The 25,342-nt window shown below is 60.1% G+C and carries 26 protein-coding genes; 14 read left to right on the forward strand and 12 right to left on the reverse strand.

Translation table 11 applies throughout. From position 1 onward, the window contains the following. The first annotated feature begins 101 nt into the window (after positions 1–101). A complete protein-coding gene (gene corA / locus ABIZ35_RS17655) occupies positions 102–1,094 on the forward strand; it encodes a magnesium/cobalt transporter CorA (RefSeq protein WP_348221230.1) in 993 nt (330 codons plus the stop codon). A gap of 16 nt (positions 1,095–1,110) precedes the next feature. On the opposite strand, the gene ABIZ35_RS17660 is transcribed toward corA, so the two are convergent. Continuing rightward, the gene (locus ABIZ35_RS17660; protein ID WP_348221231.1) at positions 1,111–1,854 is read right to left on the reverse strand and encodes a hypothetical protein; all 744 of its coding nucleotides are present in this window, start codon (positions 1,852–1,854) and stop codon (positions 1,111–1,113) included. A 256-nt stretch (positions 1,855–2,110) separates the two neighbouring features. Here ABIZ35_RS17660 and ABIZ35_RS17665 point away from each other — a divergent pair, with 256 nt between their 5' ends. Genes ABIZ35_RS17665 through ABIZ35_RS17675 form a run of 3 tightly spaced genes read left to right on the forward strand, consistent with a single transcriptional unit; the run spans position 2,111 to position 3,486 of the window. After that, complete coding sequence (locus ABIZ35_RS17665; protein ID WP_348221232.1) at positions 2,111–2,593, forward strand: Lrp/AsnC family transcriptional regulator; 483 nt, start codon at positions 2,111–2,113, stop codon at positions 2,591–2,593. Beyond that, on the forward strand, positions 2,590–2,928 hold the full coding sequence (locus tag ABIZ35_RS17670; protein ID WP_348221233.1) for a DUF2917 domain-containing protein: 339 nt from the start codon (positions 2,590–2,592) through the stop codon (positions 2,926–2,928). Before ABIZ35_RS17665 ends, ABIZ35_RS17670 begins: the two co-directional genes overlap by 4 nt. Positions 2,929–2,946: 18 nt before the next feature. Continuing rightward, positions 2,947–3,486: an adenylate kinase gene (locus tag ABIZ35_RS17675; protein ID WP_348221234.1), complete on the forward strand. Its 540-nt coding sequence runs from the start codon at positions 2,947–2,949 to the stop codon at positions 3,484–3,486. Positions 3,487–3,497: 11 nt separating this feature from the next. Here the strand turns inward: ABIZ35_RS17675 and ABIZ35_RS17680 are convergent, their stop codons facing one another. After that, positions 3,498–4,415, reverse strand: coding sequence for a prepilin-type N-terminal cleavage/methylation domain-containing protein (locus ABIZ35_RS17680; RefSeq protein ID WP_348221235.1), 918 nt, complete (start codon positions 4,413–4,415; stop codon positions 3,498–3,500). 216 nt (positions 4,416–4,631) lie between these two features. On the opposite strand from ABIZ35_RS17680, the gene ABIZ35_RS17685 reads away from it, so the two are divergent. After that, entirely contained in the window at positions 4,632–4,958 is a 327-nt protein-coding gene (locus tag ABIZ35_RS17685; RefSeq protein WP_348221236.1) for a hypothetical protein, read from the forward strand. A 92-nt stretch (positions 4,959–5,050) separates the two neighbouring features. Here the strand turns inward: ABIZ35_RS17685 and ABIZ35_RS17690 are convergent, their stop codons facing one another. Next, positions 5,051–5,599, reverse strand: a complete 549-nt coding sequence (locus ABIZ35_RS17690) for a BON domain-containing protein (RefSeq protein ID WP_348221237.1) — start codon at positions 5,597–5,599, stop codon at positions 5,051–5,053. 145 nt (positions 5,600–5,744) lie between these two features. Continuing rightward, positions 5,745–7,478, reverse strand: a complete 1,734-nt coding sequence (locus tag ABIZ35_RS17695; protein ID WP_348221238.1) for an RICIN domain-containing protein — start codon at positions 7,476–7,478, stop codon at positions 5,745–5,747. Between the two features lie 314 nt (positions 7,479–7,792). On the opposite strand from ABIZ35_RS17695, the gene trxA reads away from it, so the two are divergent. From trxA to ABIZ35_RS17710, 3 genes are all read left to right on the forward strand, one after another. Beyond that, entirely contained in the window at positions 7,793–8,122 is a 330-nt protein-coding gene (trxA, locus tag ABIZ35_RS17700; RefSeq protein ID WP_348221239.1) for a thioredoxin, read from the forward strand. Between the two features lie 234 nt (positions 8,123–8,356). Next, positions 8,357–9,175: a 6-carboxyhexanoate--CoA ligase gene (locus ABIZ35_RS17705; protein ID WP_348221240.1), complete on the forward strand. Its 819-nt coding sequence runs from the start codon at positions 8,357–8,359 to the stop codon at positions 9,173–9,175. Positions 9,176–9,295: 120 nt separating this feature from the next. After that, positions 9,296–10,018, forward strand: a complete 723-nt coding sequence (locus tag ABIZ35_RS17710) for a hypothetical protein (protein WP_348221241.1) — start codon at positions 9,296–9,298, stop codon at positions 10,016–10,018. 117 nt (positions 10,019–10,135) lie between these two features. On the opposite strand, the gene ABIZ35_RS17715 is transcribed toward ABIZ35_RS17710, so the two are convergent. The 5 genes from ABIZ35_RS17715 to ABIZ35_RS17735 all read right to left on the reverse strand — a co-directional run bounded on the left by ABIZ35_RS17715 (position 10,136) and on the right by ABIZ35_RS17735 (position 16,227). Then, on the reverse strand, positions 10,136–13,453 hold the full coding sequence (locus ABIZ35_RS17715) for a hypothetical protein (RefSeq protein WP_348221242.1): 3,318 nt from the start codon (positions 13,451–13,453) through the stop codon (positions 10,136–10,138). Between the two features lie 11 nt (positions 13,454–13,464). Then, complete coding sequence (locus tag ABIZ35_RS17720) at positions 13,465–14,010, reverse strand: FKBP-type peptidyl-prolyl cis-trans isomerase (RefSeq protein WP_348221243.1); 546 nt, start codon at positions 14,008–14,010, stop codon at positions 13,465–13,467. Positions 14,011–14,108: 98 nt separating this feature from the next. Continuing rightward, positions 14,109–15,188: a hypothetical protein gene (locus ABIZ35_RS17725; RefSeq protein WP_348221244.1), complete on the reverse strand. Its 1,080-nt coding sequence runs from the start codon at positions 15,186–15,188 to the stop codon at positions 14,109–14,111. A 29-nt stretch (positions 15,189–15,217) separates the two neighbouring features. Continuing rightward, positions 15,218–15,865 (reverse strand): hypothetical protein, encoded by a 648-nt coding sequence (locus tag ABIZ35_RS17730; protein WP_348221245.1) that lies wholly within the window; start codon positions 15,863–15,865, stop codon positions 15,218–15,220. Further along, on the reverse strand, positions 15,862–16,227 hold the full coding sequence (locus ABIZ35_RS17735) for a hypothetical protein (RefSeq protein ID WP_348221246.1): 366 nt from the start codon (positions 16,225–16,227) through the stop codon (positions 15,862–15,864). The genes ABIZ35_RS17730 and ABIZ35_RS17735 overlap by 4 nt, the downstream gene beginning before the upstream one ends. 305 nt (positions 16,228–16,532) lie before the next feature. Between ABIZ35_RS17735 and ABIZ35_RS17740 the strand changes: the two genes are divergently transcribed. From ABIZ35_RS17740 to ABIZ35_RS17750, 3 genes are all read left to right on the forward strand, one after another. Next, positions 16,533–17,450: a hypothetical protein gene (locus tag ABIZ35_RS17740; RefSeq protein ID WP_348221247.1), complete on the forward strand. Its 918-nt coding sequence runs from the start codon at positions 16,533–16,535 to the stop codon at positions 17,448–17,450. A gap of 114 nt (positions 17,451–17,564) precedes the next feature. After that, entirely contained in the window at positions 17,565–17,990 is a 426-nt protein-coding gene (locus tag ABIZ35_RS17745) for a DoxX family protein (RefSeq protein WP_348221248.1), read from the forward strand. A gap of 158 nt (positions 17,991–18,148) precedes the next feature. After that, the gene (locus ABIZ35_RS17750) at positions 18,149–18,868 is read left to right on the forward strand and encodes a hypothetical protein (RefSeq protein WP_348221249.1); all 720 of its coding nucleotides are present in this window, start codon (positions 18,149–18,151) and stop codon (positions 18,866–18,868) included. A 7-nt stretch (positions 18,869–18,875) separates the two neighbouring features. On the opposite strand, the gene ABIZ35_RS17755 is transcribed toward ABIZ35_RS17750, so the two are convergent. Next, complete coding sequence (locus tag ABIZ35_RS17755; protein WP_348221250.1) at positions 18,876–19,649, reverse strand: sugar phosphate isomerase/epimerase; 774 nt, start codon at positions 19,647–19,649, stop codon at positions 18,876–18,878. Positions 19,650–19,815: 166 nt separating this feature from the next. Between ABIZ35_RS17755 and ABIZ35_RS17760 the strand changes: the two genes are divergently transcribed. Beyond that, positions 19,816–20,268, forward strand: a complete 453-nt coding sequence (locus ABIZ35_RS17760) for a hypothetical protein (RefSeq protein WP_348221251.1) — start codon at positions 19,816–19,818, stop codon at positions 20,266–20,268. Here ABIZ35_RS17760 and ABIZ35_RS17765 read toward each other — a convergent pair. Next, positions 20,252–21,796, reverse strand: a complete 1,545-nt coding sequence (locus tag ABIZ35_RS17765; protein WP_348221252.1) for a glycosyl hydrolase family 65 protein — start codon at positions 21,794–21,796, stop codon at positions 20,252–20,254. The two genes, ABIZ35_RS17760 and ABIZ35_RS17765, sit on opposite strands and share 17 nt — an antisense overlap. A 253-nt stretch (positions 21,797–22,049) precedes the next feature. Between ABIZ35_RS17765 and ABIZ35_RS17770 the strand changes: the two genes are divergently transcribed. Continuing rightward, complete coding sequence (locus tag ABIZ35_RS17770) at positions 22,050–22,649, forward strand: TetR/AcrR family transcriptional regulator (RefSeq protein ID WP_348221253.1); 600 nt, start codon at positions 22,050–22,052, stop codon at positions 22,647–22,649. 65 nt (positions 22,650–22,714) lie between these two features. Next, the gene (locus ABIZ35_RS17775) at positions 22,715–23,662 is read left to right on the forward strand and encodes an NAD-dependent epimerase/dehydratase family protein (protein WP_348221254.1); all 948 of its coding nucleotides are present in this window, start codon (positions 22,715–22,717) and stop codon (positions 23,660–23,662) included. A gap of 209 nt (positions 23,663–23,871) precedes the next feature. Here the strand turns inward: ABIZ35_RS17775 and ABIZ35_RS17780 are convergent, their stop codons facing one another. Continuing rightward, positions 23,872–25,149, reverse strand: coding sequence for a hypothetical protein (locus ABIZ35_RS17780; RefSeq protein ID WP_348221255.1), 1,278 nt, complete (start codon positions 25,147–25,149; stop codon positions 23,872–23,874). Positions 25,150–25,342: the final 193 nt, after the last annotated feature.

The following is a 25,342-nucleotide window of genomic DNA, read 5'->3' on the forward strand; positions in this document are numbered from 1 at the left end:
GGCCGCCTTTTCATTTTGCGCAGACAAGGGAACTTTATGTGAGAGATTCTCGCCGAAAAGTAAGCAGAGCCGCAAGTTAGGCGCCAAGGAGCAGATTTCTCATGCTGACGATCATTCGGGATGAAGACGGCAAAACAGTCCACAATTCGGACCCCGCTCTGATCCCCCGTCTTCTGCTGGATCGCACGAAGCCGTTCTGGCTGGACCTGGAATCGCCGTCCCTGGAAGAATTCCGTCTTCTGACGGACATCTTTCAGTTTCATCCGATCGCCGTGGAGGACGCGATGCACCCGCATCAGCGCGCCAAGCTCGACGAGTACGACGGCTATTTCTTCCTGACCGCCGACGAGATCAAATTAGACCTGGATTTGGAATGTGAAGCCGCCGCCGCGAAGGACGCAAGGGACCGCGTCCAGATGCGGCAGATGAGCGTCTTTTTGGGTCCGAACTATTTGGTCACGATCCATGTGGAGCCGATCGAGGTCATCCGACGGATGCGGGAGCGCTGCGACCGCAACCACCGGCTGCTGGAGCACGGCGCGGATTATCTTCTGTACACGCTTCTGGACTCGCTGGCGGACGGGTACTTCCCAATGCTCGATACGCTGGGCGACACGATGGATGATTTGGAGGATCGGATCGTCGCGAAATCCTCGGACGATATTTTAGAAACGATCTTCCTGATGAAGCGCGTCCTGAACCTGCTGCGCAAGCATGTCGGCCCGTTCCGGGAAGCCATGCAGTCGCTGACCTCACGGGATCTCTGCGGCATCCAGGACGCCACCCTCCCCTATTTCCGCGACGTCGCCGATCATCTGTTCCGCGTCTATGAATCGCTGGACAACGATCGGGACATCATGTCCGGAATGCTGGACGCCCATCTCACCCAGGTCTCGAACAGCATGAACCGGGTCATGCAGAAGCTGTCCGCCGTCGCGACGGTCTTCCTCCCGATCACATTCGTCACCGGCGTCTTTGGAATGAACTTCAGTAAGCAGCCATGGGTCAATACGAACTTCTGGTTCTGGGCATTCGTCATGCTCGCCATGGCCGTGTTTACCTACTGGTGGGTTCATCGCCGCCGCTGGGTGTGATCGATCGCTGCGAGGCTCAGAAGCGAATGCCGGCCGAGAGAGATGCGCCGGAAAGATCAAACGAGCGGACTTTGCTCGCGGCGTAATATCGCGCCTCGACAAAGTAGCTGTCTTTAAAACTCACTCCGGCGTATACGCTCCCATAGCCGCCCGCGCTGGTTCCCGACGAAATGTCGTCCTCTTTGGAGCGCAGATCCACGACTAGCAGCCCCAGGCTCGCGCCGGTATAGGGCTGGGCGGCGGCCATCGTTCCCGAGTGCACGCGGTAAGTCAGGCCGATCGGCGCCATCACCACATGGTTATCGCCTTTTGTCTGGATGACGAGATTGAACTCCGGCGCCAAGCGTGACTTCTTCCCCGACTGTCCCACGCCGCCAATTCCCAGACCAAGCGACGACCACGACGAGCCGAACCGATCACGTGTGTGTCGATCCGTGGGCAGATACATCGTATAATCCACCCCAAACATCAGGCGGTGGCGTGAAGGTCTGTCTTCATCTCCAGATGGCTCGTTCGACACAGTGGCCGGGGCCGGCTCATTGACGGCCGGAGCCGGCTCGGTGACGGCAGGCGCCGTCGGCTCGACAGGAGTGGTCGGCGGCGGAGCCGTCACGGTGGGAGAAGCGGCGCCGGGCTCGGCGGCGTTCGGGCCAATCATGGGAGAAGGGTTCGTTGCGTCCGCCGTTTGGGCGGCGGCGAAATGCGGGGCCAAGGCGGCCAGCAATGTCATCAGTATCACCGAGCGTGCGATTGTGGTCATGGGCTTCTCCTGGCGAAAAAATCCCTCCCAGTTTACCCGGCTCCTCATACTTACCACTACCACAATAAGCCGCCCAGCTTACATAAATTCAAAAATCGACGCCGACGAATCGTCGGCTGCTCGCTGCATTCATTCCAAGAGACGCCGCGCATCCGCGACGTTCTGTCGGAAATTTTGAGGAACGTTGACATTCCGTCTCGGAATTGGCCACTATGAAGTACGAAACGTCGCCGGCGAGAGACGAAGGACGACAAGCATGGACGCCACGGATACTCAAATTCTTAGACTGCTGCAAAGCAACGGGCGGCTCAGCATCGAGCAGGTCGCGCAGACGGTGCATCTTTCCCGGCCCGCCGTCCACGAGCGCGTGCGGCGCCTGGAGCAAAGCGGCGCGATCCGCGGTTATCAGGCGGTGATCGACTGGGGCGCCGTCGGCCTGCCAATCACGGCGTTTCTCTCCGTCCGCACCGCCGTCTCCGCCTGCGACACCGCGCAGGCCGTGGTGGACTTGAACGCCGGACACACCGACGCCCTCGTGGAAGACTGCCACCAGATCACCGGCGAATGGTGCCTGCTCGTCAAGATCCGAGCCGGATCGTCCCTGGCGCTGCAGCGCATGCTGGACCGGATCCGCTGCTTGCCAGGCGTTCAGGAAACAATGACGACGATCTCACTCTCCGCCGCCAGCGAAGCGTGTCTGCCCGGCGGCGAAGGCGTCGTCCCTGGAGAAAAATCATGACCAAATTTCAGCATTGCTATGAAGGCGCGGCGACAAGATCATCGAGTCTGACATGGAAGAGCCTTTTGACCCAATCGCTATTCAAAACAAGCAACACAACGTTGGAAACCACGGCAACACATGTCGCGCTGTGGCTGGAGCGCGGCGAGTGCATCAGCATTTCGGCCGCTCACGTGCTCCAAATCGAATGCAGCGAGGGAGAAGCATGGGTCACGATCGAAGGGGATTTAAGGGATTATCTGCTAAGCTCGCATCAGGATTTGCCGATCCCCAGCGGCGTACGCGCCGTCGTTCAGGCGCGCACGGGCAGCCGAATGACGATAAAACCCGAATGAACCCGATATAATACGCCTATGGAGATGCGAAGAATATCGATCGTCGGCACGACAGGCTCGGGCAAGAGCACCCTGGCGCGCAAATTGGGAAGGACGTTACACATTCCCGTCACGGAATTGGACGCGCTCCATTGGGAACCAAATTGGACGGAATCCAGCCCGGAGCAGCTCAGCACCCGTGTCGCCCGGATAGTCACGGGAGAATGCTGGGTCCTTGAAGGCGGATATTCGCGGGTCCGCCCACAGATTTGGACCCGCGCCGACACGGTCATCTGGCTAGACTATTCGTTTCCGGTCAATTTCACGCGCCTCGTCAAGCGCACAGCCCGCCGCATCGTCTTCCGTGAAGTCCTGTGGAGCGGCAATCGTGAATCGCTCGCGAGGACGTTCTCACGCGATTCTATCCTGATCTGGCTCTTCAAAACACATCGGGCGGGACGCAGTAAGTTCGTCACGCAGCTTGCCCAGCCGGAATACGCGCACCTGAATGTGCATCATTTTCGATCCCCGCGTCAAACGGACGCATGGCTGCGCGCGCTATCGAATTCCATCAACTAGCATTCGGCGTCTCAGGACGGCGGGTTGGGAAGCGGATCGCGGACGATATGATCGGGATACTGCTCGGTGCGCGCCCGGCTCCAGCGCATCCACTTTGCGTGTCCATCCAGGAAGATATAATTGGAGCCTTCGGTGTGGCGGTTGTATTTGATCCACCCATCATTCGGGCGCGTCGCCGCCCCGCTGCGCACCAGGGCGGCTTCCCCCACCCAGGTATCGTAGTCATCCTGGTTCGCGCTTCCCCAGGCGGTGTTGCCGGCATCGTTCAGCGCCTCGGAGTTGCGCTCGGAAAACATGATGACATCGGGGTCTTGCAGCGCCGCGTCCGTGGCGAAGCCGGAAAGAGCCGGCGGGTTGCCATTCTCGCTGAACGAAAACCGGCATGATTTGTGCGTAAAAATAGAATTCAGCAGATAGCTCTCGATCACCAGATGCTGATCCTGCGCGATTGCCTGCTCGCTCCCAGCCACGGGATCTCCCGTTTCAATCCCGCCATTGTAGCCAATAATATCAGTCGCCAATTTCTGAGAGCGCGCCGTCGAATCCGACGGACAAAAGCCAACGGCCCGGCTTTTGAGATAGGGCTGGAAGAAGATGATCCACGGCTTTTCGGCCTGGCTATTACCGCTGCCACCGCCGGTGCAATCCGCGAGAGATGTGATGTTGTCTAACTGCGTTCCGTCGTTCAATACCCAGCCTTCGTGATGATGGAACATGGAGCCGTCGTTGTCGTTCATATACATCCGCGCGGCCATCCCAATTTGCTTTTGATTGGAGAGACAGGAGATTTGTCGCGCTTTTTCCCGGGCCTTGGCGAACACGGGGAACAAAATCGCTGCGAGAATGGAAATAATCGCGATGACGACGAGCAGTTCGATCAGAGTAAACGCCTGAATGCGAGTGCGAGACACGCGAGTGGCAGGGTGCATGGAAAGATCCTTTCGCGAACGACGATGAGTGCGCAAACTTACCGCGCGCAGATTTATTATTGATTATTACATATTGCCTGAAATAATCCCTAATTTGTAATACTAATATCTGGTAACAAAAACAGGGCCGCATGAGAGGGGATTCGGACGCTCTGGCGCGAATTGAGTATACTAATGAGACAGAATATACCGTGGCAGGAAGAGGCGTCGTCAATTATGAAGGGACATGAATTTCAAAGCGGGATGCGCTTGCAGGATTGGATCGAGCACGAGCTCAGTCATCTTGAGGCAAAAGAGCAGGAAGAGGCCATCGGAGCGAATATCGCGGATCGAAATCTTTCGCTGCGAACACCGGTCGTCATCCACGTGCAGCTTGCGCGGATCGCGGAAAAATTAGGGCGAAGCAAGAGCGGAGTTTCGGAGGAGATTTTACAGCACGCGGTCAGGGACGTGTATCAGCAATTTGGGCTGCCGCCGGTGACGCGTGAAGACGTGGAAGAATTTGGCGCCAGTTCGGAAAAGCCATCGGCGGATAAAAACTAATCGGGCAAGACCTCGCCCGGCACCACCGTGGGCCGCTACGATAGTCCAGGCGGCGGGCGGCGTTGAGAGGCCGCCCGCCGCCGACGAATGTCCTAATCTTTGTCCGGCGACACCGTCAGCTCGTTGCTGATGGCGTAGGCGGCGTAGTCTTTGCGCAGGGCGTCGGCGGCTACTTCGGACGCGCGATCCTTCATGCGCTGATTGACGACATGGCCTTTGAGATGCACCAGGCCCTCCGCCGTGTCCACGTTGATCTTGTTGCGGACATCGTTGAGCAGCACGTCGCGAACGATGGCCGTCTTGACCTGCGGCGTCACCAGAAGCGCGGCGTCCACTTCCTTGGGAACTTTCTTAACGGCGGTCGACGCCTGGTCGGCGGCGGTCACGACCTTGCCGGCGGCGTCGTCAGTGGCCGCCGAAACTTGCGCGCCGGCCTCACGAGTCGTCTGCTTGGCGCTCGCGGCCGCCTCATCCGCCGTCTGTTTCGCGGACGCCGCCGTGTCCTGCGCGGCGGAGTTCACGACCGCCGCGTTATCATTGGCGTCCTTCGAGGCGCCGTTCATCGTGTTCGAGCATCCCGCGAGCGCCGCTCCGGCGATCGCAAAAGCCGCGATCCGTGTCCATGGCTTCCATACCATCATTTTTTTGCGCTCCCTCTCACCCAAGATAAACAATTCTTACCCAAGATACCTGAGAATTATCGGGAACCGGTCGATCGACAAAAAAACCGGACGGACGCCTGACAAAAGCGTCCGTCCGGTCTGCGTGTGTCCGCAGTTTTGAAAACTATGGAATACGCTCCAATGTGAATTCCTGCCAGCCGAAGCCGTTGTCGGGATACTGCTGGAGCGGGGTGTTGACGCTTCCATTGCCGCCAGGAATGTCCCAGCTCATGCCGTCATGCTTGAAGAAGAATTTGTATCGGCCATTGGTCTTCGGCAGGATCCGGATCTTCTGGTCGCCGATGTTGTTGACGTTGTAGTCCCAAAGGTGCGTATTTGCCGCCGCCGCCGAGGAGCCGTTGACGACGCTGAGCACGCGTGTAGGAGCATTGAGACTGAACAGGCCATAGAAGCCATCGCCTTCACTCGTGAATTTCCACTTGAACCAGTTGTTGGGCTCAAAGCTGTACTGAATGATAGGGCTGCCGTTTGTACTGCCCTGTCCCTGGATACAGATATAGTTTCCGATGCCCGTGTTGGTGCGGATATAGTAATTGCCCCACGGCTGCAAACGCCATCGTTGCGCGCCGCTGTTCGTGTTGGCGTACTGCTGGATCTTGGCGTTGTCGGCGGTGCTGCCGCCGTCGACATCCATCAGCAGACCGCTGCGAACATTCTTGATGTTGTACCAGCCGTTGCCGGCGTCCACCAAGTCCCACTGCTGGCTAGGATTGTTGCCTGTGTAATCCCAGGCCCAGAGTTGGGCGCTATTCGCCGTGGAATCGCTGGAGACAGAGACGGCTTTGCCGGAGACCCAGGAAACGATCTTGAAGTGATTGGCGCCCTCCGTCGGCAGCAGCGCCCAGCGCTGGTTGGCGCCGTTATAATCGTAGCTCCACTGGTTGGTGACGGCGCCGTTGGCTGTGTTGCCGCTGATCAAATCCAGACACTTGCCGCTGCCTTGATTGACCAGCATGAAATACGGCTGAGGCAGCGGCCCGCCGATGCCGGCGTTGATGGCGTCGCCGTACTGCTTCGTCGTGGCCGCGTCGCGGTCGTCCAGCAGCCAGTAAAAGCCGCCTGTCGCCCCACTCGTCGACGCCCAGTTCGCCATCTTCGACTGGAACGTGGCGAGGCTGTCGTTATACCAGTTGCCGGGGATTACCTTGAGCCCGCCAAAAAGACTGTTCCAGCTGCTTGGATTATTGCCGCCGCCGCCGTCGTAGCACTGAAGATAGACCGCGTCAATCGTGCTGTTGTTATATACGCTCTGCCAGTACCCTGAATTGTTATAGGGGCAAAGAGTATTCTTCATGCCGATCGAGCTGATCATCCGGTTGAACGTCGCCGCAGAGGCCGCATCGTACGCCACCTCATCATCATTGTCGATGGCGTCAATCCCTAAGGCGTTTTTCAGCGCCAGGAAATTCCGATAAAGAATACTCCCCGACCCCGTGCCCTGCGACGCGATCAAGTTCTTGATATTGTTCCAGCTCTGCGCTCCCGCGCCGCCGGTGCACACTTCGATCCGGTTTACCGTCGTCGGCGCCGTTTTCAAGCCGGCCAGGCGCGCGCCCCAGTTGGCGTCGCCGACATAGACGCCGTTCTGCACGATCACGTGATTGCCGTTGTAGTTGAGGTCTCCATTGCTGCCGACATCGACGACGAATAAAATGACCGTCGAGTAGGTGGACTTGATCGCGGCCACATCGGCGGCGCCGAGGCTATACAGACGCTCGCGGCCAAAAAGCGCTGCGGTTGCGGCGGACGCCGAACGCGGCGCTCCCGCCAGCAAGACCAGAACGATCATGGCAAACGCGACCGCAGCGGTTTTCAGCCGCCAGAGTGATTGTCTCATGGGGATCTCCATCGATTTCTTAATAGACAGCAATTGTTGCATTGAAACTATCATATGAGCGAACAATCGGCGAGTGATAAGTTGTTACGTTTCAACGCAACGTCCCAGTATAACAAAGATTCCGTTCAGCGTCAATACAAAAGGCGCCATAGTTTGAACCATTACCGAAACTATGGCGCCGCATTAGGAATAATCACGCCCGCCCGCCGGAAACGGGAACGACTGGGGCCACAATAAAGTTATGAATTGTGGGAATAAGCTTTTACCAATTCAATTTTACGCAATCGAAAACGATTTGAGGAGAACGAGATATCATGGGTAAGGTCGCCGAAATAACGCGGGAGAATTTCGAGACGGAAGTGCTGGGATCCGATGTGCCGATCATGGTGGACTTTTGGGCGCCCTGGTGTCCCCCCTGCCGTGCAGTGGCGCCGGAACTCGACACCGCATCCGAGGCGCTCACGGGCCGCGCCAAGATCGTGAAGCTGAATGTGGATGACGAACCGGAAATCGAATCCCGCTATGGCGTCCGGACGATCCCAACACTGATCATCTTCAAGGGTGGGGTTCCCGTCGACACGATCCACGGCGCCGTTCGGAGCCGCGTGATTGTCGAACGGATCGAAGCGCAAATCACAGTATAATGGGCATTACTCGCCCCTGTGCGTGCCCCACCCCTCCCGGCCTTCGGGCCGCCCCTGAGTGACCCACCCCGGCGCTTCGCGCCACCCCTCCCATGAAGCTGGGAAGGGTTGGAAAGAGATTCTCGGACGAAAGCCGCCTGCGAAATCCATTCCTAATTACCCTTCCCTGCTTCAAGGGAGGGGTCGGCCGAAGGCCGGGGGTGGGTCACCACACGGAGGGGCGGCTGAGTGAACATGGACGGGAATTTCCTTCTCTACAGCGTCCGCATGCGCGCCGCTCGCGGCGGCGCGCATGAAGACGGGGGTGAGCATATTTCCGGCGCGGAGCGTCTCGTTCCCGAAGCTGAAGCGGAGACCGCGGCCGCCGCGCTGATCGCCCGCGCCCTTTCGCGTGGCGTTTCTCCAGACTTCGTTCGTCTCACAATGGAGCGCATCGAACTTGCCGAACTCGCCCGCGTTCCCGCGCTTCCTCTGACAACCATTCACGCAGGAGGTCCCGCTGAAGCCCGCCTTCAAGCCGAGCGGCTTTTGCGGGAGGCCGGCGTTTCTGACCCTGCTATCACGCTCGCCTTCGAAAGCCTGCAAAACGGCTTCGGCTCTGAGCGCGTCGTTTTGCGCGGCGCCGCCCTCGTCGATCCCCTCACAGGAGAGCGTCTTGATCCTCTGACTGCGCGGGGCGTTCGCGCCACCCATTTTGACTACGCCCCCGGCGCACGCGACGCCGTCGCCGCCCATCTCGCCGAGCAGGGGCTTACGCACTTCCGAACCCTGGACGCCCTCGCGGTCGCGACGAAAGTCCTCTGGTCCGGCGTCCGCGCCGAGCTCTGCTGGTCCGACGAACCCGAATACATCGCCGGCTACGTCGCCGCCCCCATCTGCGGCTACACGCGTTTTCCCCAATTCAAGCCGTCAGGCGCGCGCGGTGGCCGTGTCTTCTTCGTAGACCGCAATCAATGGGAAACCGTGCGTGATCGCCTGGAGCGCACGCCGGTTTGGATAGATGCGGGCGCCTGCCTTAGTGATGTTTCGCGCCCGCCACGTAACGTCGAGTAGTCCTCCATGCGAATTTACTTGTAGCATGCAGGTATAGACTCGTGGTATAGTGGGTGACTGCGCCAGCGTCGTGGGTGTACGGCGCGTGTTATTTGAGATTGTTATCGTTGGAGGTTTTTTATGACGCCGATCAATGCGTTCGCCACGCAGAAAAACGCGGCAATGGCGAAAATTGCGAACGGAGCCAGTTGGTTTACGTGGATCGCCGGAATGTCGATGATCAATGCAATCATCGCCGCCACTGGCTCACAGTGGCATTTCTTTTTGGGACTGGGCTTGACGGAGGTGATTGACTATATCCCCTCGTCGGGGATCGGTCACGTCATTGCCTTTGGCTGCGACCTGGTGGTCGCCAGTTTTTGGCTCTTGTTCGGTGTGCAAGCAAAGCAAGGTAAGAAGTGGCCATTCATCGTAGGGATCTCCTTTTACGTGCTGGACGCCCTTCTGCTTGTCTTCGGCAAGGAATGGCTTGCCGTCGCCTTCCACGCCTATGCCCTATTTCGGATCTTCCCAGGGCTGCTCGCCGTTTCGGATCTGCGGCGCATTGAAACAGCGGAGCGTCAGCAGTCTGCCATGATGGCCGCTCAGATTGGCTACGCGCCCGCTCCGGGGGGCGTATGGCCTCCGCCGCCTGTCGCTCCGCAGCCTGCCTGGCCGCCAGCCGCCAATGCCCCGCAAGCGCCCACATGGCCGCCCGCCGCCAATGCTCAGCAGGCGCCTGCGTGGCCGCCCCAGGAAGCGCCCGCCTGGCAGCCTCCGCCCGCTGATACGTTACAGGCCCCCGTCTGGACTCCTCCCGTGGAAGGCTCGCCTCCGGGCGGCTATCCACCGATCAATCGTTAGGCATCCATTGCCATTCAAACTGATCAAGGCCGCCGCAACTGTCTGCAGTGGCCTTGATCAGTCTAAATCTTACACAATTCCCATTCATGGTCCACGCTTTCGCGCAAGACGCGCTTCTCATTGTTCCGAAGTTCCCATTCGAAGTTGATTTATCAAATCCTGAGCTTTGGCTAAGGCAATTGCGCGGCTTTTTATGAGAGGCGTCTCGCCCATCTCCTCCGCCGGCAGCGTGAACTGCGCCGCAGACGCCACCAGGGATGACCTATCCGCGCGGTATTCACGCAGCCGGGAAAGCAGCGCCTCATCCCAGCCGCGCAGGCCGCCGCCGAGTGCGATCAGGGCGGCGAGGCCCAGGCGGCGCAGGCGCTCATCGCTGCTTCGGCCAAGAATCTCTTCCAGCGCCTCTAACCGTTTGACAGGATCTTTGTGCCGGTACGGCGATGCGTCGGCAATAACTCGTTCCGCCGCCGCGAGCGCATCCGCATGCAGCTCGTTGGAGTTTGCGGCGTTCGTTAAGAGCGCCGCGAACTCGGGGCCGGACAAGACATGCGATCCCAGCTCGACTCGGAAACACGTCATCATGGGGTCGCCGCTAAGCGTATCGATTACGGAGCGCGCGGCGGGTGACATAAAGGCGCGGCTGATCGTCAGCCACTCGATCAGAACCGCGAACGTCATGCTGAACGCTCGGCGATCTTCTCGGATGCCGCCGAGCGCGGCGCCGATCAGCGGAGCGTCCTCGCGGCCGTATGTTGTGAAGACCGCCCGCGCGGCCGCGGCGCATTCATCCGGCAGCGCTGATCCCAAAAGCGCGAGCAGGGGCGGACGAAGCGTCTGTTCACGATCAGTCAGCGGGAGAGAGACGCAGCGCGCGAGAACGCTCAAGCGGATACGCGGCTCGGGATGCGCGAGCAGCGCGGCGATCAAGGCCGTCAATCGTTCCTGGGCGATGGCGGAAAGGCGATGTGTCGGGATCCGAATGACTCCGCCGGCGATGGCTGGGTCCGCCGAAATCGCCGCTTCCTGGAGGATCGGCCATGTGGCGTCCCGCTCCAGATGCTCCCAAAACGCGCGCAGCAGGGAGACGCGCACATCGCGATGCAGATCACGCCCATGGAACTCAAGCAGCGTTTGATACGCCTCCTCGGATTCCATTTCCCCGGTCAAGCGAACGATTTCTTTGGCGACGGTTACTTTTTCCAGCGGCGCGGAACGCAGGATCGTAAACGCCCGGTCGGCGGGCATCTCGCGCAGCGCGGCCCGCAGCGCATAGATCGCGATCCGTGCGCGGTCGTCATTGAGCGCTTCCGTCAGGACGGGGACGCCGTCGCCTGAATCGCGCCGCGCGAGTGCGCGCAGGGCGATATCGCGGATCGCGGATTTCTCCCCTCGGGCCGCCAGAGAAATGAGCGTCGTCGGGGCGACGCCGGGCAGCGCGGCGAGCTGTCCGATCGCGGTAATACGCGCAAACACGTCGCGTTCTGCGTCCTGAGCGACATTGGTCACCGTTCGCCCAAAAATCTCCTGCTGGAACGGCGTCCAGCGTTCGAACCCGGACAAAAGCGGGAGTGCAATCCTTGTCTTTCCGGTCGCGAATCGTCCCTTGTAAGTCTGCTGCCCTAAAAATGGCGTAATCAAATCCTGACGTCGCCGATGGATGTAGCGATAGACCGGCTCTCGCGTGATCCAGCTGGCGTCTTTGCGCACCAGTTCGGGGATCATCGAGTGCATGCGGAAATGTCGGTGCTCGCTGAGGAGCCCAAGAGCCTGAACGGATCGCTGTTCGGAAAGGACATCATGGACGATCTCTTCAAGAAGGGCCGCCAGGGCGTGAAAAACGCGCAGCCGCCGCCCAAAACGCTGCGCGGCGGTCAACAGGTCCTGACGCCGTTCGCGCGTGTTCCACGCCTCGAAGACGGGGATCAGCGTGGGCGCCAATCTCTGAACGTCGGCGTCGTACCAATGGGAATCCAGGCTTCGGCAGTAGATCTGACCCGACTCGCGCACGAGCCGAGCGAACCATGGGCCGGCCCAGTCCGGGTGGAACGGCAGGACTTTGATGACGAGCAATTCTGCGGCGGCGCTTGTCGCGGCCGATCGGTCAGCGGCGTCCAGGGCGTCACGAAGGATCTGGTCGAGCTCCTCCAGATGTTCCGACGTCCAGCGTGACGGCGGCAGCGCGGCAAGCGCCGTCAGCATGGCGCGCCGAATTGGATCCTGTTCGCTGCCGCGCGCGCGGACAAGTTGGAGGGCGTCGGGAAGGCGATCCCGCTCATAGCGCGCCGCTTCAATGAGCGCCGGCAGCGCGGCGGCTCTGAGATCTGGATCGGGGTCGCGGATAAACGGCTCCAGCGCCGCGCGCGCATCGTCCCATGGAAGCATGGACGCGTAGCGAAACTGCTGGTCCGGACGCGTGGCGAGCGGCGGCAGTCGTAGGCAGCGCTGCGCTTCGGCGATGCGCGTTTCACTCGGGAGAAGCTTCACAATGCTGGGAAGCGTCGCGCCTTCCCGGTCGCGCCAGACAAGTCCCAGCGCTTCGAAAACCTGCCTGCGCTGCTGTGGCGTAATGTGGAGAAGCCAGAACTGAGGCTGTCCGAGCGTGGCCGATTGGGATTGCGCCAGCGCCAGGATTCGGTCGTCGTCCACTGCACGAATATGCTTCTCGAAGCGCAGCCATCCCCCAGGATCATCCCCCTCCAGGATCAGCCCGGCGACTTCATTTGGCCGGAGCTTGATGAGATCCCGGAGTGTGACGCGGGAGAGAGGGGCATGTTTGAGCAGCGTTCGGACAAGGAGAAGCGCGGCGTCCGAATTGTGGCGCGAAAGGGCGGGCATGGCCTCGTCCGCATGCACAAGCAAGCGCGGGTCGAGCCGAGTCGCCGCTTCAGCTCTCTTTTGCAGACTATCGAAAGCGATCTCGGGATGCGATCGCGCAAGCAGGCGCCAGTCATCGTCGCCCATTCGTTCCTGAACGGCCGCCAGCTCCGTCTGAACCGTTTGCGCGGAGCCAAACGGCAGCAGGCGCAAGCGGCGCTCGTCATCCGCTGGCAGGAGCGCCAGGAAGGCGTCGAAAACATCGCGTCGCTTCCATTTTACAAGGCGTGTCAGCAGGGACTTTTGCGCTTTGAACCCCAGCGCCTGAAGTCCCTGAACCGCCTGAGAGGCGTCGCATGCGAGTGGGGCGATTACGACCGCCTCGCCCCGAATGATGTGGGAAGGATCCGACAGGGCGCGTAATACATGCGCGCCGTCGCGGCTGGCAAAGCAGGAGTGTAGGGCCAGCCGCCGCTCGTAGAAGCCGCCGCCTTCCAGAGCGACGATGATGGAGGCCGCTTCCGAGTCCGTCTCCATGCGGGTTCCAAGCTCGCGCATGCGGCGCAGACGCTGGGCGTTCGAAAGAGCCTCGAATTCCGTGAGGAGAGCGGCGGCGATCATATTCTGTCGTCCTATTTAATGGCGATCAGTTGCACGTCGAAATTGAGCGTCGCGTTCGGGGGGATCTCTCCCTGGCCGTTGGGACCATAAGCGAGATCACCTGGGATTACCAGTTTTCGCTTGCCGCCCACTTTCATACCGGCCACTCCTTCATCCCAGCCGGGGATAACCTGTCCGACGCCAAGCTGGAAGGGAAACGGCTCGCCGCGATCGACGGACGAGTCGAATTTCGTCCCGTTGGTCAATGTGCCGGTGTAATGGACGAGAATGTTGTCGCCGGCCTTCGCCGCCGGGCCGGTTCCGACCACGACATCCTGATACTTCAGGCCCGATTTGGTGGTGATGACCGCGCCGGGCTTTCGGACGATTGCGGGCGGTCCCACGGGTGTTTTGCCGGGCGTCGCCTGAGGGGCGATGACAGTAGTGGATGTGGGCGGCGGAGCCTCGATCGTGACGGCGGGCTGCTCTGGCCGTGGCGTCGTTTCGTCTTTGCTGCCGCATCCGGCAAGCAGGCCGATTGCGGCGGCGGCGGAAAGAAGGGGCAGGAAATTCTTCATAGTGTGATCGTCCTTGTCGGCGCATGGCGTGCGCCATGCGGTGATACGGTTATTCAGTATAGCGAATCCCACCCAAAAGTGCGCGTCGGCGTGCGATTTTACTCAGCGGAGATCGTGTAAAGGGAGTCGTGATCCACAAAGCTGACCGTTTTTCCGTCCGGCAGCCAGCGGACAAAATGGACTGCCGTTAGCGCTTCACCTGTCTTGGGGTCGGACACCGCGATTTGCCGCATGTCGCCGCCGTTGAAGTCGCTGGTCCAGAGCTGCTGAACGGTGTCAGGAGTACTTGATTTGAAGAACGGCAATCGCAAGCCGTGTTTGGCATGGTCTGGAATCACGAAGACCCAGGCTAGTCGCCGCGCATCCGGCGACAGTTCCGTTTCCATTAAATTGGCCAGCGGTGGGAGTGTGATCCGCATGCGTGCTGGGGGAACCGTGGGCTGCTTCATATGGAAGACGCGTACTGGAATACGGTTTTGCTCGTCTGTCACCCACGTTGCGATGGCCATTCCGTCGCCATCAACTCCCCCCAGCACTTCCGGACGTCCATTGTATCCAGTTCGGCTTCTGGCCAGCGGAGTGACTGGACCTTCGACGGGATTTGCCGCGAGAGTGTAGGACGCGGAATTAGGGCCGTTGTCTCCGCGAAACAGCTCGATCCAGCCGGAGCTGTCGCTTTTCCAGCAGACGAGCGGCTGAAAATGGAAGCGCGCCGGACACTTGATATGCTTCTTGCCGTCCAGCGAGATCGCCGTCCAGAACCGTTTTTCCGGATCGCCGAGGTAAGTCAGCAGCCAGCGCCGGTCCGGTGAAAGCATCCAATCGGCGGGGCCGGTCGGTCCCGCGCCTTCCAGATCGCCCCCGACTTCTTGATAAGAGCGCAGGACGTCGCCGGCCGCGTCATGCTCGCTGGGAGCGATGGACGCCGAGCCTAGGGAGCTATCGAGACGACGGTAGAGAAACGCCTTTTGCGTATACCATTGATAGGGAAGATTCCCCGACAGCGGCGATTCAGACCAGAGGGGGACGGCGGCCACGCGCGTCGCCGCCTTGAGAGGGATTGGCTTCGTCTCCGGTTTCGCCTGCCTTGGCTTCAGGACAAAAAAGACGGCGATCAGCGGACAAGCCAGAACGAGTGTGGAGGCAATGGCGCGCTTAGCTGTGGTGGAGGATGCCATAGCAATATTGTATCACAATACGCGGCGCTTTACCCGCCGGACCGTCCCCGGTGCAGGGCATCATACGTGTCCGCCGTCTTTAAACTGCCCGCGCCGTTGACCTGTTCGTAAACTTCCCGAATTTTTGCCCGCTCATCGTCTTGGATCGACGGGTCGATCCACTGTGCGCGGGGCCGCGCGGCGTCGGCCAGTCCACGATAGCCGTGGACGAAACTACTGATCTGTTCGACATTCTGGATGTTCGATGTCGGCGCGCCGGGCCAGACGCAGTGAATGTGCGGCCCCAGTCCTGCCGGACCGCCCGGCGCGCCGGGGCCGCGCCGCCACGCCGCGATGCCTTGAAGGCGAAGCGCCCGGGTATCCGCATCCGGGTCTTGGCCCGGCTGGATCATGATGTCGAACGCCAGCCCGTATGGCCGCCCATCGATTTCTCCGGACGACTTATGAGTCCCGGCGCTCGCCGCGCTGTCTTGGTTTCCGGGCGAGATCACCTGTACGACGCGCCGCACGCCGCCGTCGCCCAGCGCCCTGCGGATCGCGTTGGCGGCGCCCGGCGCCAGTTCCGCGCTCATCACCGACTGGCGCCAGAAGACGCCGATGGTGAGAACGATCGCGGCGACGAGCAAAGAAATGAGTACGATGCGTCGCCGCCGTGTCTTATTGGGATTCGCTGTCATGAGTCTGCGTGAAATTCCTGTACGACTTCGATTAGTCCGGCGATATGGCTATTGAACGTCTCCAGATCCTCCGCCGGAATCCAGTACTCCGCGTGCTGCGATCCGCCGACGATCTTTATCTCATAGCGCGCCAGATACTCAGAGTCTACCTGAAACCGCGTGACATATCCTGCGTACCCCGACGCCTCATCCTGCGTATTCCAATCCCGCGCGATCTGCGCCGCATACCCCTCATTCAAAACGGGATAAAAGATCGGCTGAAACGAAAGACGCGGCGGAAACGCACGATAACCGCTCTCCCGAATCAGCTCCAGTTCTTTTACTCCTACCGGCCGAAATAACTCCGTCGTTCCCTTAATCATTGGACTCTCCTTATTCTTAGTGTACCATTTACATTTATGATTTAATATAGTGTCTTTAACAGATTTTAGAGATGACTTGATCGAAGCATGGGCGCCGGTGATATTAGGCGAGCACTCATTTCGTCTTGGCGAACGGGCAAAAAGATTCTTTTGCGATTCACGGCATTGATGTTTAACTGCTTTTCGAATTGGCTATATGTCAAAAGTAACGAGGAGCTTTATGTTCCTCAATTTATGCCGTAAGCTTGCGGGTTGCAATACCAAGCCACGCCGTTTCTGAGTTTTCAAACAAGGAGTGTTTACCAATGTCAGCCAAAAAATGGATTGTCGCTAACTCTGCCGCCGTTGTTCTTGCAGCCATATCCGGCGCCTCATATGCCCAAACTACTACCACGCCCACCACGACGATGCCGACCATGACCACCGCGCCGACCCCCACAGGCACGCAGGAGACGGGCGGGCCGTCCAGCACGTCCGGCGCACAGGTGACGACCCCGGGAACGTCGACGATGGATGCGACCACCATGACGAATTCGACGTGGAGCACATCGTCGATGACGCCCGATTACAAAGTTCTGATGAACAAGCCGTATGACTACAACGACCTGATGGCCGCTAAGGCCAAGGGATACGATGACAGCCATATCGCCGTATTCGCCAATATCGCCGAAAAGGCGGGTGTGCCGTTCAACCAGATCGTCGGCGATGTGGATCGCGGTTTGACCTTCGCCGCCATCGGCCAGAAGTACGGCCTGACGGACTCTCAGATCTACGACGCTCAGAACAACATCACCGAGATCAAAGAGTATAAGACGGCTTATTTGGGTGAGATGCCCCCAATGTCCGACCTGTACGCGATGGCGGTCTCGCGCCGCGACACCGCCTTGATGGCCCGCGCCCTGGCGCCATCGCCGCTGCCGACGCTTTCACCGATCGCGATGTCGACCAGCACCGAAACCGTTGCCGTTACGCCCACTCCCGTCGTGACCCCGACCCCGCCGATGGCGACCGCCGAAATGCCGACGCCCGCGCCAGCCAAGCGCCCGGTTCTGGCGCACCGCACAATGACCAAGACCGTGCGTGTCGCTGCGCCAGTGCGCCACCGCCGCTATTCGCGCATCACGCGCCGCCATCGCTACAACACGATGCGCCGGCCGATGCACATGAAGAGTTATCGCACACACCGCACGATGTCGACCGGCGCCTACAATCGCGGCAGCTAGTCCGCCGCCGATCATTAACGCAGCGACGAACGCCCTCGCCGCGCAACGCCTTTTGGGCGTGCGCGACGAGGGCGTTCGTCATTTGGATTGGGTATTCTTCTTACATTCATTGCTATGACCGATTCACCTAGACAAACAACTCCAGGAACTTCTTTCGAAAGTGCTTTCGACACTGTCGCCCGGCGCGTTTTGCGCGTGGTGCTGGCGCTCGTGATGATCTGGGTCGGATGTCTGCACTTTTTGCATCCCGAGCCATTTATCAGTATCGTTCCTCACTACCTGCCGGCCCCTCGGGCTCTGGTGCTTGTGAGCGGCTTCTTTGAAGCGCTGGGCGGCCTGGGACTGCTCCTTCCGTTTGTGCGCCTGCCGGCGGCGATCGGTCTGATCGCGCTTTATATTGCTGTGTTTCCCGCCAACATCTCCATGGCTCTGAACGATACTCCTATCAACGGGCAGCATTTTCCAGCGCTGCTGCTCTGGCTGCGTCTTCCCCTGCAATTCGTGCTAATCGCGTGGGCCTGGTGGGTCCGCCGCGATTGAGTTCAGGGCTTTCTTGAAATATTTGAGTCTCACGCAAATTAGAGATAGAGAGCGGGCGGCCGCGCGCCGATAATACGAGTAAGATAGGTTACTTTGTGAAAAGTGGCCGAACAGAGGTTACTCTTATGGCGCGGGTGCGAGCGGACGGAGATCAGAGCGTGGAAAAGACGAAGCAGAGGCCGGGGGCGGACGATACGCCCGAAATCTCCATGGATGCGCTGGGCGCGATGGTGGAGGAGTATGCGCGGCATGTGGAAAGCCTGCTCGACCCGCGCTCCAATCCACAGCGTCTGGAGTACGCCTACAGCCGTTTGCTGGGCGTTCGCGGGAACCTGTGCCGGATCTGCCCGCGCGCCGAAACCGATAGCCTGCCGCGTCGTTTGATTCGGCGCTGGGAATGGGCGGAGACGAACTTGCGGGCTCACCTGGAGCACGATGGGAAAATGGAAGACTTGTGCATTGTGGCGCGCAAGGTAGAGGAAGGATGGGCGGACAGCATCGAGCGTTACGTCATGACGCTCACCACTCGTCTTCCGGAAGCTGACATTTCCGACAAGATCGGCATCCTCAAGGGCATCGACACCGTCGGGATGCATCTGGCCCAGCGTGAGGTTTTCGAGCTCTCCCAAACCCTCTCGATCCCCACGGAGAATGCGAGCGCCGTCAAACTGCGCGTTCGTCTTCTCGCCCTGTTTCTCACTTTGCACCGCGCCGGGTTCACGCCCGCGTTTCCCGCCATCCAAAATTATCGGCGCACATTTCGGATCATTGACCCCGTCGCGTATCCATGGTGGTTCGTGGACTGCCGCCTGACGGAACGGCAGCTTAACTGGACTTATCGTAGGATGCCCGTTGAAGATCTGGGCTGGCGATTTTAAAGACGGTTTAAGGCGCCGACAGTACGAAGTCGCGCAGTTTGTCGATCTCCGTCCATTCATCGCCTGCGGCGTCGAAGATCAGTGAATGCGGACCCTGGAAGCCGGCGTCGGCGCAGATCTTCAGGCAGCGCGCGTAATCATCACTTTGCAGATTGCCGGCGTCGTCATAATTTCCTTTGGCGTGTGTGGATTCCGCCATCGGCGCGATGCGCGACAGATCGTCGTATTTGCGTTCGCCGCTCCAATTTCCGAAATCCAGCAGCAGGCCGACCTCGCCGTCCAGCGCGTCCAGAAGCTGAATCACTTCGGCGGGACTGTCCAGCAGGGCGAACCAGTTTTCCGTGACGACCCGCACGCCGCGATCCGAAGCGCGCCGCGCTAGTACGCGCAAGTTTTGCTCGCTCAGCCTCAGCGCCTCTCCTCCGGCGTCTGGCGATGCTTTCCCTGCGATCACCCGCGCCCGCGCGGCGCCGATCTCACCCGCCACATCGATCCATTTCCCAATCGTTTCGACATGTTCTCCGCGCGTGATTTCGCTGGGATCCGTGAGGTCGCCTTCGTCGATCAGCAGCGTCAGGCATTCGATTTGCGAGTCGGCGAGCGACGCCTTCAGCTCGGCGAGATACGCCGCATCCGTGCTGGGGAGGTGGAAATGGCAGATCTCAATCCGCCCGATTCCATGCGCCGCCGCCTGAGCGGGAATGTCCAGCAGAGCCGCTGTTTCGAGAACTCGGTGCAGGCTCCAGGTTGAGACAGCGATATGGCGGGAATACTTGGTCAATGGTCATCTCCAGATTGCGTTGGCGTCGCATTATTATCACGCTGATCCACATCGAAAGTCAACGCGGCGATCTCAATATTTATGGTGGCTAAACACCCGTAAATTTGGGTATCATATAGTTTCTCCGTAGTAAACGCCACGAACTAAAAATTGCCGCGATGTTAACATGAAACCTATGTTCCACCCATTGCAAAGCCTGTTTTCGCCTTTGGCTCCCCTGGAGCGCGCCTTGCTGGATGCCCTGGATGAAGCGCTCCCGCATGAGGCCGGCCAGATTTTTCGGGACCAGGTCCGGTCGGTCAACCATGTCGAGCGCAGCCCTGGATACCGCGAGATCCGGCTGTACACGCGCAAGCGGGGCAAGACGACGCGCAACTCCGGCGCGTGTTTCCCCTTGCAGGATTCCGATTACCATCTGGCGACGATCCGGTTCACCATTCCCGGCCGCCCTGGAAGCTGGAAAGCGCGATTCGACTGCATCAAGGGCAGTCTCTTTGCGATTGATGTCACCCCAAGCCCGCAGGATATCTGCCGCCGGGGGGCCATTCACGTCTCCAAAGTGGATATCGCCAATGACCCCATGGTAACTCATGCTCCCAGCATCAGTCGTTCAGCGTGATCGCGACCGTGTGAAAGCCCTTGGCGCCGGCCGGCACGGCCGGCGGGCTGACCGACGCGCCGTCATAAAGAAACTTGGTGACGCGCCGCCCGCTTCCCGTCAAGGCGATGTCCAGCACGGCTTCCCGGTAATGCACGCCGCTGAGCTTGACTGCTCCCCACTGCGCGGGCAGCGTGGGCGAGAATGTCAGTGACTTCGGCGTGAATGTCATGCCGAACAGCCCAGAGTAGATCATCCGCAAATACGCTGTCGCCGACCAGGTCTGATCCGGCTGCGACGGCCACTGGCCTCCCGTCTGCCATCCCCCGTCTGGAACTCCCGTGCTTCCATTGTAGATCTCAAAGAAGTGATTTCCGCTGCCCGCCGCAAGCAGAGCGGCGTTTTCGGCTTCGTCCTGGTAAAGGTCGCTCCGGCCGGACTGCGCGGCGGCGCAGGCGAACATGCCGTTGACCAGCGGCCATACGATGGCGTTGTGCCGCCCGGGATGCGCGTCGTCGTACCGGGCGAAGTGCGGCCATGAAGTCATGATCCCATGCGCGGATCGATGCGTATTCGCAAGGACGCTCTTTGCCTGCCCCGGGTCGGCGACGCCGAAGAGAATGGCGAACGAAATTCCAATCCCTTCCTGTGACGGATCCAATTTCCCTTGCAGCGGCCCCGCGCCGTGGATGAAGAAGCCATAGGTGGACTTTGACGGCATCCAGAGATGTTTATTGATCGCCGTTTTCAGTCTCTTCGCCGCCTCTTCATACTCTTGAGCTTCCACTTTCGGGCGTCCCAGCTCCGACGCCATCCGCGCCGCGCACTTGTAGGCATTGTAATAAACGCAGTTCGTGCTCAGGGGCATCAGTTTGTCGGTAAAGTGGTGATCGAGGACAAAGCTGCTCTTATTGGCGGGATCGTAGGGCGGCTCGGGGTAGCCCGCGATACCGTCGGCGAAAAACGCCGGTCCCTGGAACAGCCCATACTCTGCGCTGTAATGCTCCCGCCGCATCCGCGACAGCTCATCCTGCGTAACTTTGTAGGCCGTCTCTAAAAACTCCCGGTCGCCCGTCACGGTGTAGTGCGACCATGCGCCGGTGATCCAAATGACTTTATCCCACCATTGATTATCCTGCTGAATGGTGACGTCGCCATCAGAACTTTGCTCGCAGACTGCCCACAGCGTGTTGCGCGCTGCGACCGGCTCCAGCAGCGAGGCCGCGTTCCAGCTGTTGAGCGACGCGTCGCGCGTCCACGGCTCGCTGTAGCCGCCGCCCGCCCGCACGAATACGCCGGGATCGCCCGTCATCTTCTTTGCTTTATTGTGTTTGTGGTCAGTGTCCGGGATGGTGTTGACCCGCAGCAGATTATCGAGAGCGTTTTGATAGGCTCCGCCCAGAGTGCTTTGCGCCATTCGACTCTCGAACGTCAGCGCAGGAGCGGCCACGGCAGGCTCGCAGCGCGCGGTGGTCTCACCCGACAAGCCAAGAACGCCGGTCGCGAGAAGGCAGGCGGACATGAGCCGCAAACGTGGAAGTTTTTGCATAGTTGATCTTCTGAGGGTGGTGGGATTGTCGGTCGATATTTTGAATAGATTATACCGGGTCTCGAATGTTTCGCGGAATTTGGAATAGAAATGATTCCGTAATGGGACTATGATGGGGCAGGGACGTGAGGTTTCAATTCTGGGACGATTTTGGCGCCTGCACAAATATATTTGCACTAGCCGTTGACATGTGCGATCAAGATGTGGATAATAAAATCTAACTAAGTTAGATTCGAGAGTTAGGATTACGATTGTGAAACTCGCCAAGCGGCGGACGGCCACTCGGGAAAGCATTTTGGAGGCGGCGCGGGAGATCGCGCGACAGGAAGGGTGGGGCGCCGTCACCGTGCGGCGTGTCGCCGAGAAGATCGCCTACACGCCGCCGGTGATTTACGAGCACTTCGCCGGCAAGGACGCCATGCTGGCCGAGCTGCAAAGTATGGGCTTTACGATGCTCGCCGACAGCGTGACTGCGGCGTCGGCAGCGCCAGATCCCGAAGATGGCCTTCTTCAAGTGGCTGATGTCTACTGGCGCTTTGCCTTCGACCATCCCGAGCTGTATCAAATTATGCACGGCTGGGAAAGCAAGGCGCTGTCTTCGGAACAGACCCTGGAAGGCGCGCGTCGCGCCGGAGCCGCCGCGATGGTGGCGCTGGATGCATGGGCGCGGGCGACCGGGACCACGCTTGGCGATCCGCAGGGCGCCATCGAGACGGTCTGGGCGCTGCTGCACGGCATGGTCAGCGTGACGATGCTCGAACGCATCGGCGGCGAGGCGCCCAAGGCAAAGCTATTGGCAGACCGCGCCTTGCGCGATCTTTTGAGCGCATGGGCCGCGCATGGTCAGGGATAGATTTTTCGTCAATAAAATCTAACTTAGTTAGAAATTAGTTTAGGATCGAGATGAAAGGGAAAACAATGAACAACGCCAACAATGAACTGCACGTGATTTTCGGAACCGGCCCGGTTGGGCTGACCCTCGCGGACGAACTGATTGCACGCGGCCGCCGCGTGCGCCTTGTCAATCGCAGCGGCAAGGCGGAGACGAGCCAGGATGTGGAGATTGTCGCCGCGGATGCGACCGATCCGGCGGCGGTGACTGCGCTGTCCGAAGGCGCAGTCGCCATCTACAACTGCGTCAATTCCGTGTACTCGCAGCAGTATGAGATGGTCCCACGCTTTCAAAAGGCGATCCTCGCCGCCGCATCCGTTACCGGCGCAAAGCTGATCGTGACAGACTCGCTGTATATGTATGGCGTCACCCACGGCGTTCCGATGAATGAAGACACCCCCTATGCGCCGTCGTCACGCAAGGGCGAAATGCGCGCCCAGGTCGCTCGCGATTATTTAAAAGCGCACGCGGACGGCGTCGCGCAAGTCGCGCTGGGACGCGCCGCCGACTTCTTCGGCCCACGCGTTTTCAACTCCACCTTTGGCGAACGCGTCTTCCCCCTAGCTCTTTCCGGCCAGCCGGTTCAAGTGATGGGCAATATCGACCTGCCGCACCCCTATAGCTACATGCCCGACATCGCTCGCGGCCTGGCGACTCTCGGCGAGCGTCCCGAAGCGATTGGCCATGAGTGGCTGCTGCCGGTCGCGCCGACAGTGACCACGCGGGAAATGCTGAAACTTGTCGAGGCCGCCGTGGGCCATCCGCTGGAGATCCAGACGGCGACGAGGGAAATTATCGAGCACTTTGGGGAGTTTGACGAACAGATGCGAGAGTTTGTGGAGATGTTCTATCAGTACGAAGAGCCGCAGATCGTAGATTCGAGCCGTTTCACCGAAACGTTTGAGTGGAGCGCCACGCCGCTGAGCGAAGCGATTGCGGCGACGGTGGATTGGTTTAAAGCACTGCAGAAATAAGAAGGCTGACGAATTAGCCGTGATGCGCCAAGTACAAGAGCCACGCGTATTCCCCGGGTATAAAACCCGGGGCTGGGAGATGCTCCGCATCTAACCGTCCGTGCCGGACGGACAAATTATTGTGGTCGATTGTCCATTATTTGTTTGTCCGGCACGGACAATTAGCCGAAGGCTTCCCAGCCCCGGGTTTTATACCCGGGGGCCGAATCTTACGGCTCCAGGTTGACCGAGACCGACTTGGCGGTGAGCACGTCTTTGCTGAACGTTCCCATGGCGAAGATACGGTCGCCTTTCTTGATGTCGCCGAGTGATTCGGAGACGATCTTGGTGACGCGGGTCTTCGCATCGGTCTTGATGGTCAGTGAGACTCTGTCGTTGATCGCGATCGTCAGCGGGCTGACTGAGGTGATCTTGCCGGAAAGGTGAGCGCCGCCGCCCATCATCCCGCCACGCGGTCCGCCTCCGCCCATCATGCCGCCGCCGCGGGGTCCGCCTCCCATGGGGCCATCACCCCGCAGTCCGCCACCCATCGGGCCTTCACCCCGCAGTCCGCCACCCATCGGGCCTTCACCACGAGGGCCGCCGGGGCCTGCCATAGGGCCGTCATCCATTCTGTCGTCGCCGCCGCGTCCGCCGAAGCGGGGAGGCGGAGGGCCTTGGGCGACGTCGAAGTCATCCTGAGGTCCCGATTCGCTGTCCTGTTCGAGATCGGCGGGGCGTGCGCCCCGGCCGGGTCCATCGGCGGAGATGGAGCGAGTGTTGTCCACGCCGCGTCGGTCTCGAGCGTGGGAGGCGCCTTTCTCCGTGGAGCTTGCGCCCTGCATCGCATCGGGCGGCGGTGGTCCGTCTTCACCAGGGCCACCCATCTCGTCTGGACCGCCGGGACCTCCCGGGAAGCCAGGGCCGCCGCCGAAGTCATCGGGGCCGCCGGGGCCGCGACGGTTTTCCTGGCCGACGGGGCCTTGCTGCCAGCCTTGGCCGCCAGGTCCTCGCTGCGCGCGCCGTCCTCCCTGGCCTCCGAACCCTCGCTGGCCGCCCTGGCCGCCGGGCTCTCCCGGTCCGCCCATTCCTGGGCCGCCGAATCCAGGCCGCCCGCCGCCCATTGGAGGCGGCATGTCCGGGAGTTCTCCAGACTGAATGGCGGCGGCGGTGAGCTGTGAAAACACGCCGCTGACCTGAATGGTATCGCCGATTTTGAGGTCGCCGATGGTGGCGTCTTTCCGCGCCAGGATCTTGGCGCCGGTCGCGAGTTTCACCGTCAGAGTTTCATCCCAGCGGCTGGCGACGGCGATCGTACCCGCCTTCGCGTCCACCGAGGTGACTTCTCCGCCGACTCCCGGACGGCGTCCACCGCCCGGCTGGCCCATTCCCGGGCCGCCCATTCCGGGCCCGCGATTACCGCCCATGCCCTGTCCGCGTCCGGCGCGGGGCGCGCCGTTTCCAGGGGTATTATTCTGTGAGACCGCCGCGACCGTTGTCATCGCCATCAATCCCGCGGCTCCGAGAAGAGAAATCATTTTCCGCTGCATTATCCCGCTCCTTCTGCAATCGCTCCATGGTGTTCGCTTCGGAAACTTCGTCGTCTCCAGAGCGGCTTGTGTTTATGATATCCGACCTACATGAAGCGATCATGAAGAAAAACCATTTGCGAAATTCTTTTTAAGAAGAAATGCGCGGGGG

The organism is Capsulimonas sp., assembly GCF_039929585.1.
Taxonomy (GTDB): domain Bacteria; phylum Armatimonadota; class Armatimonadia; order Armatimonadales; family Capsulimonadaceae; genus Capsulimonas.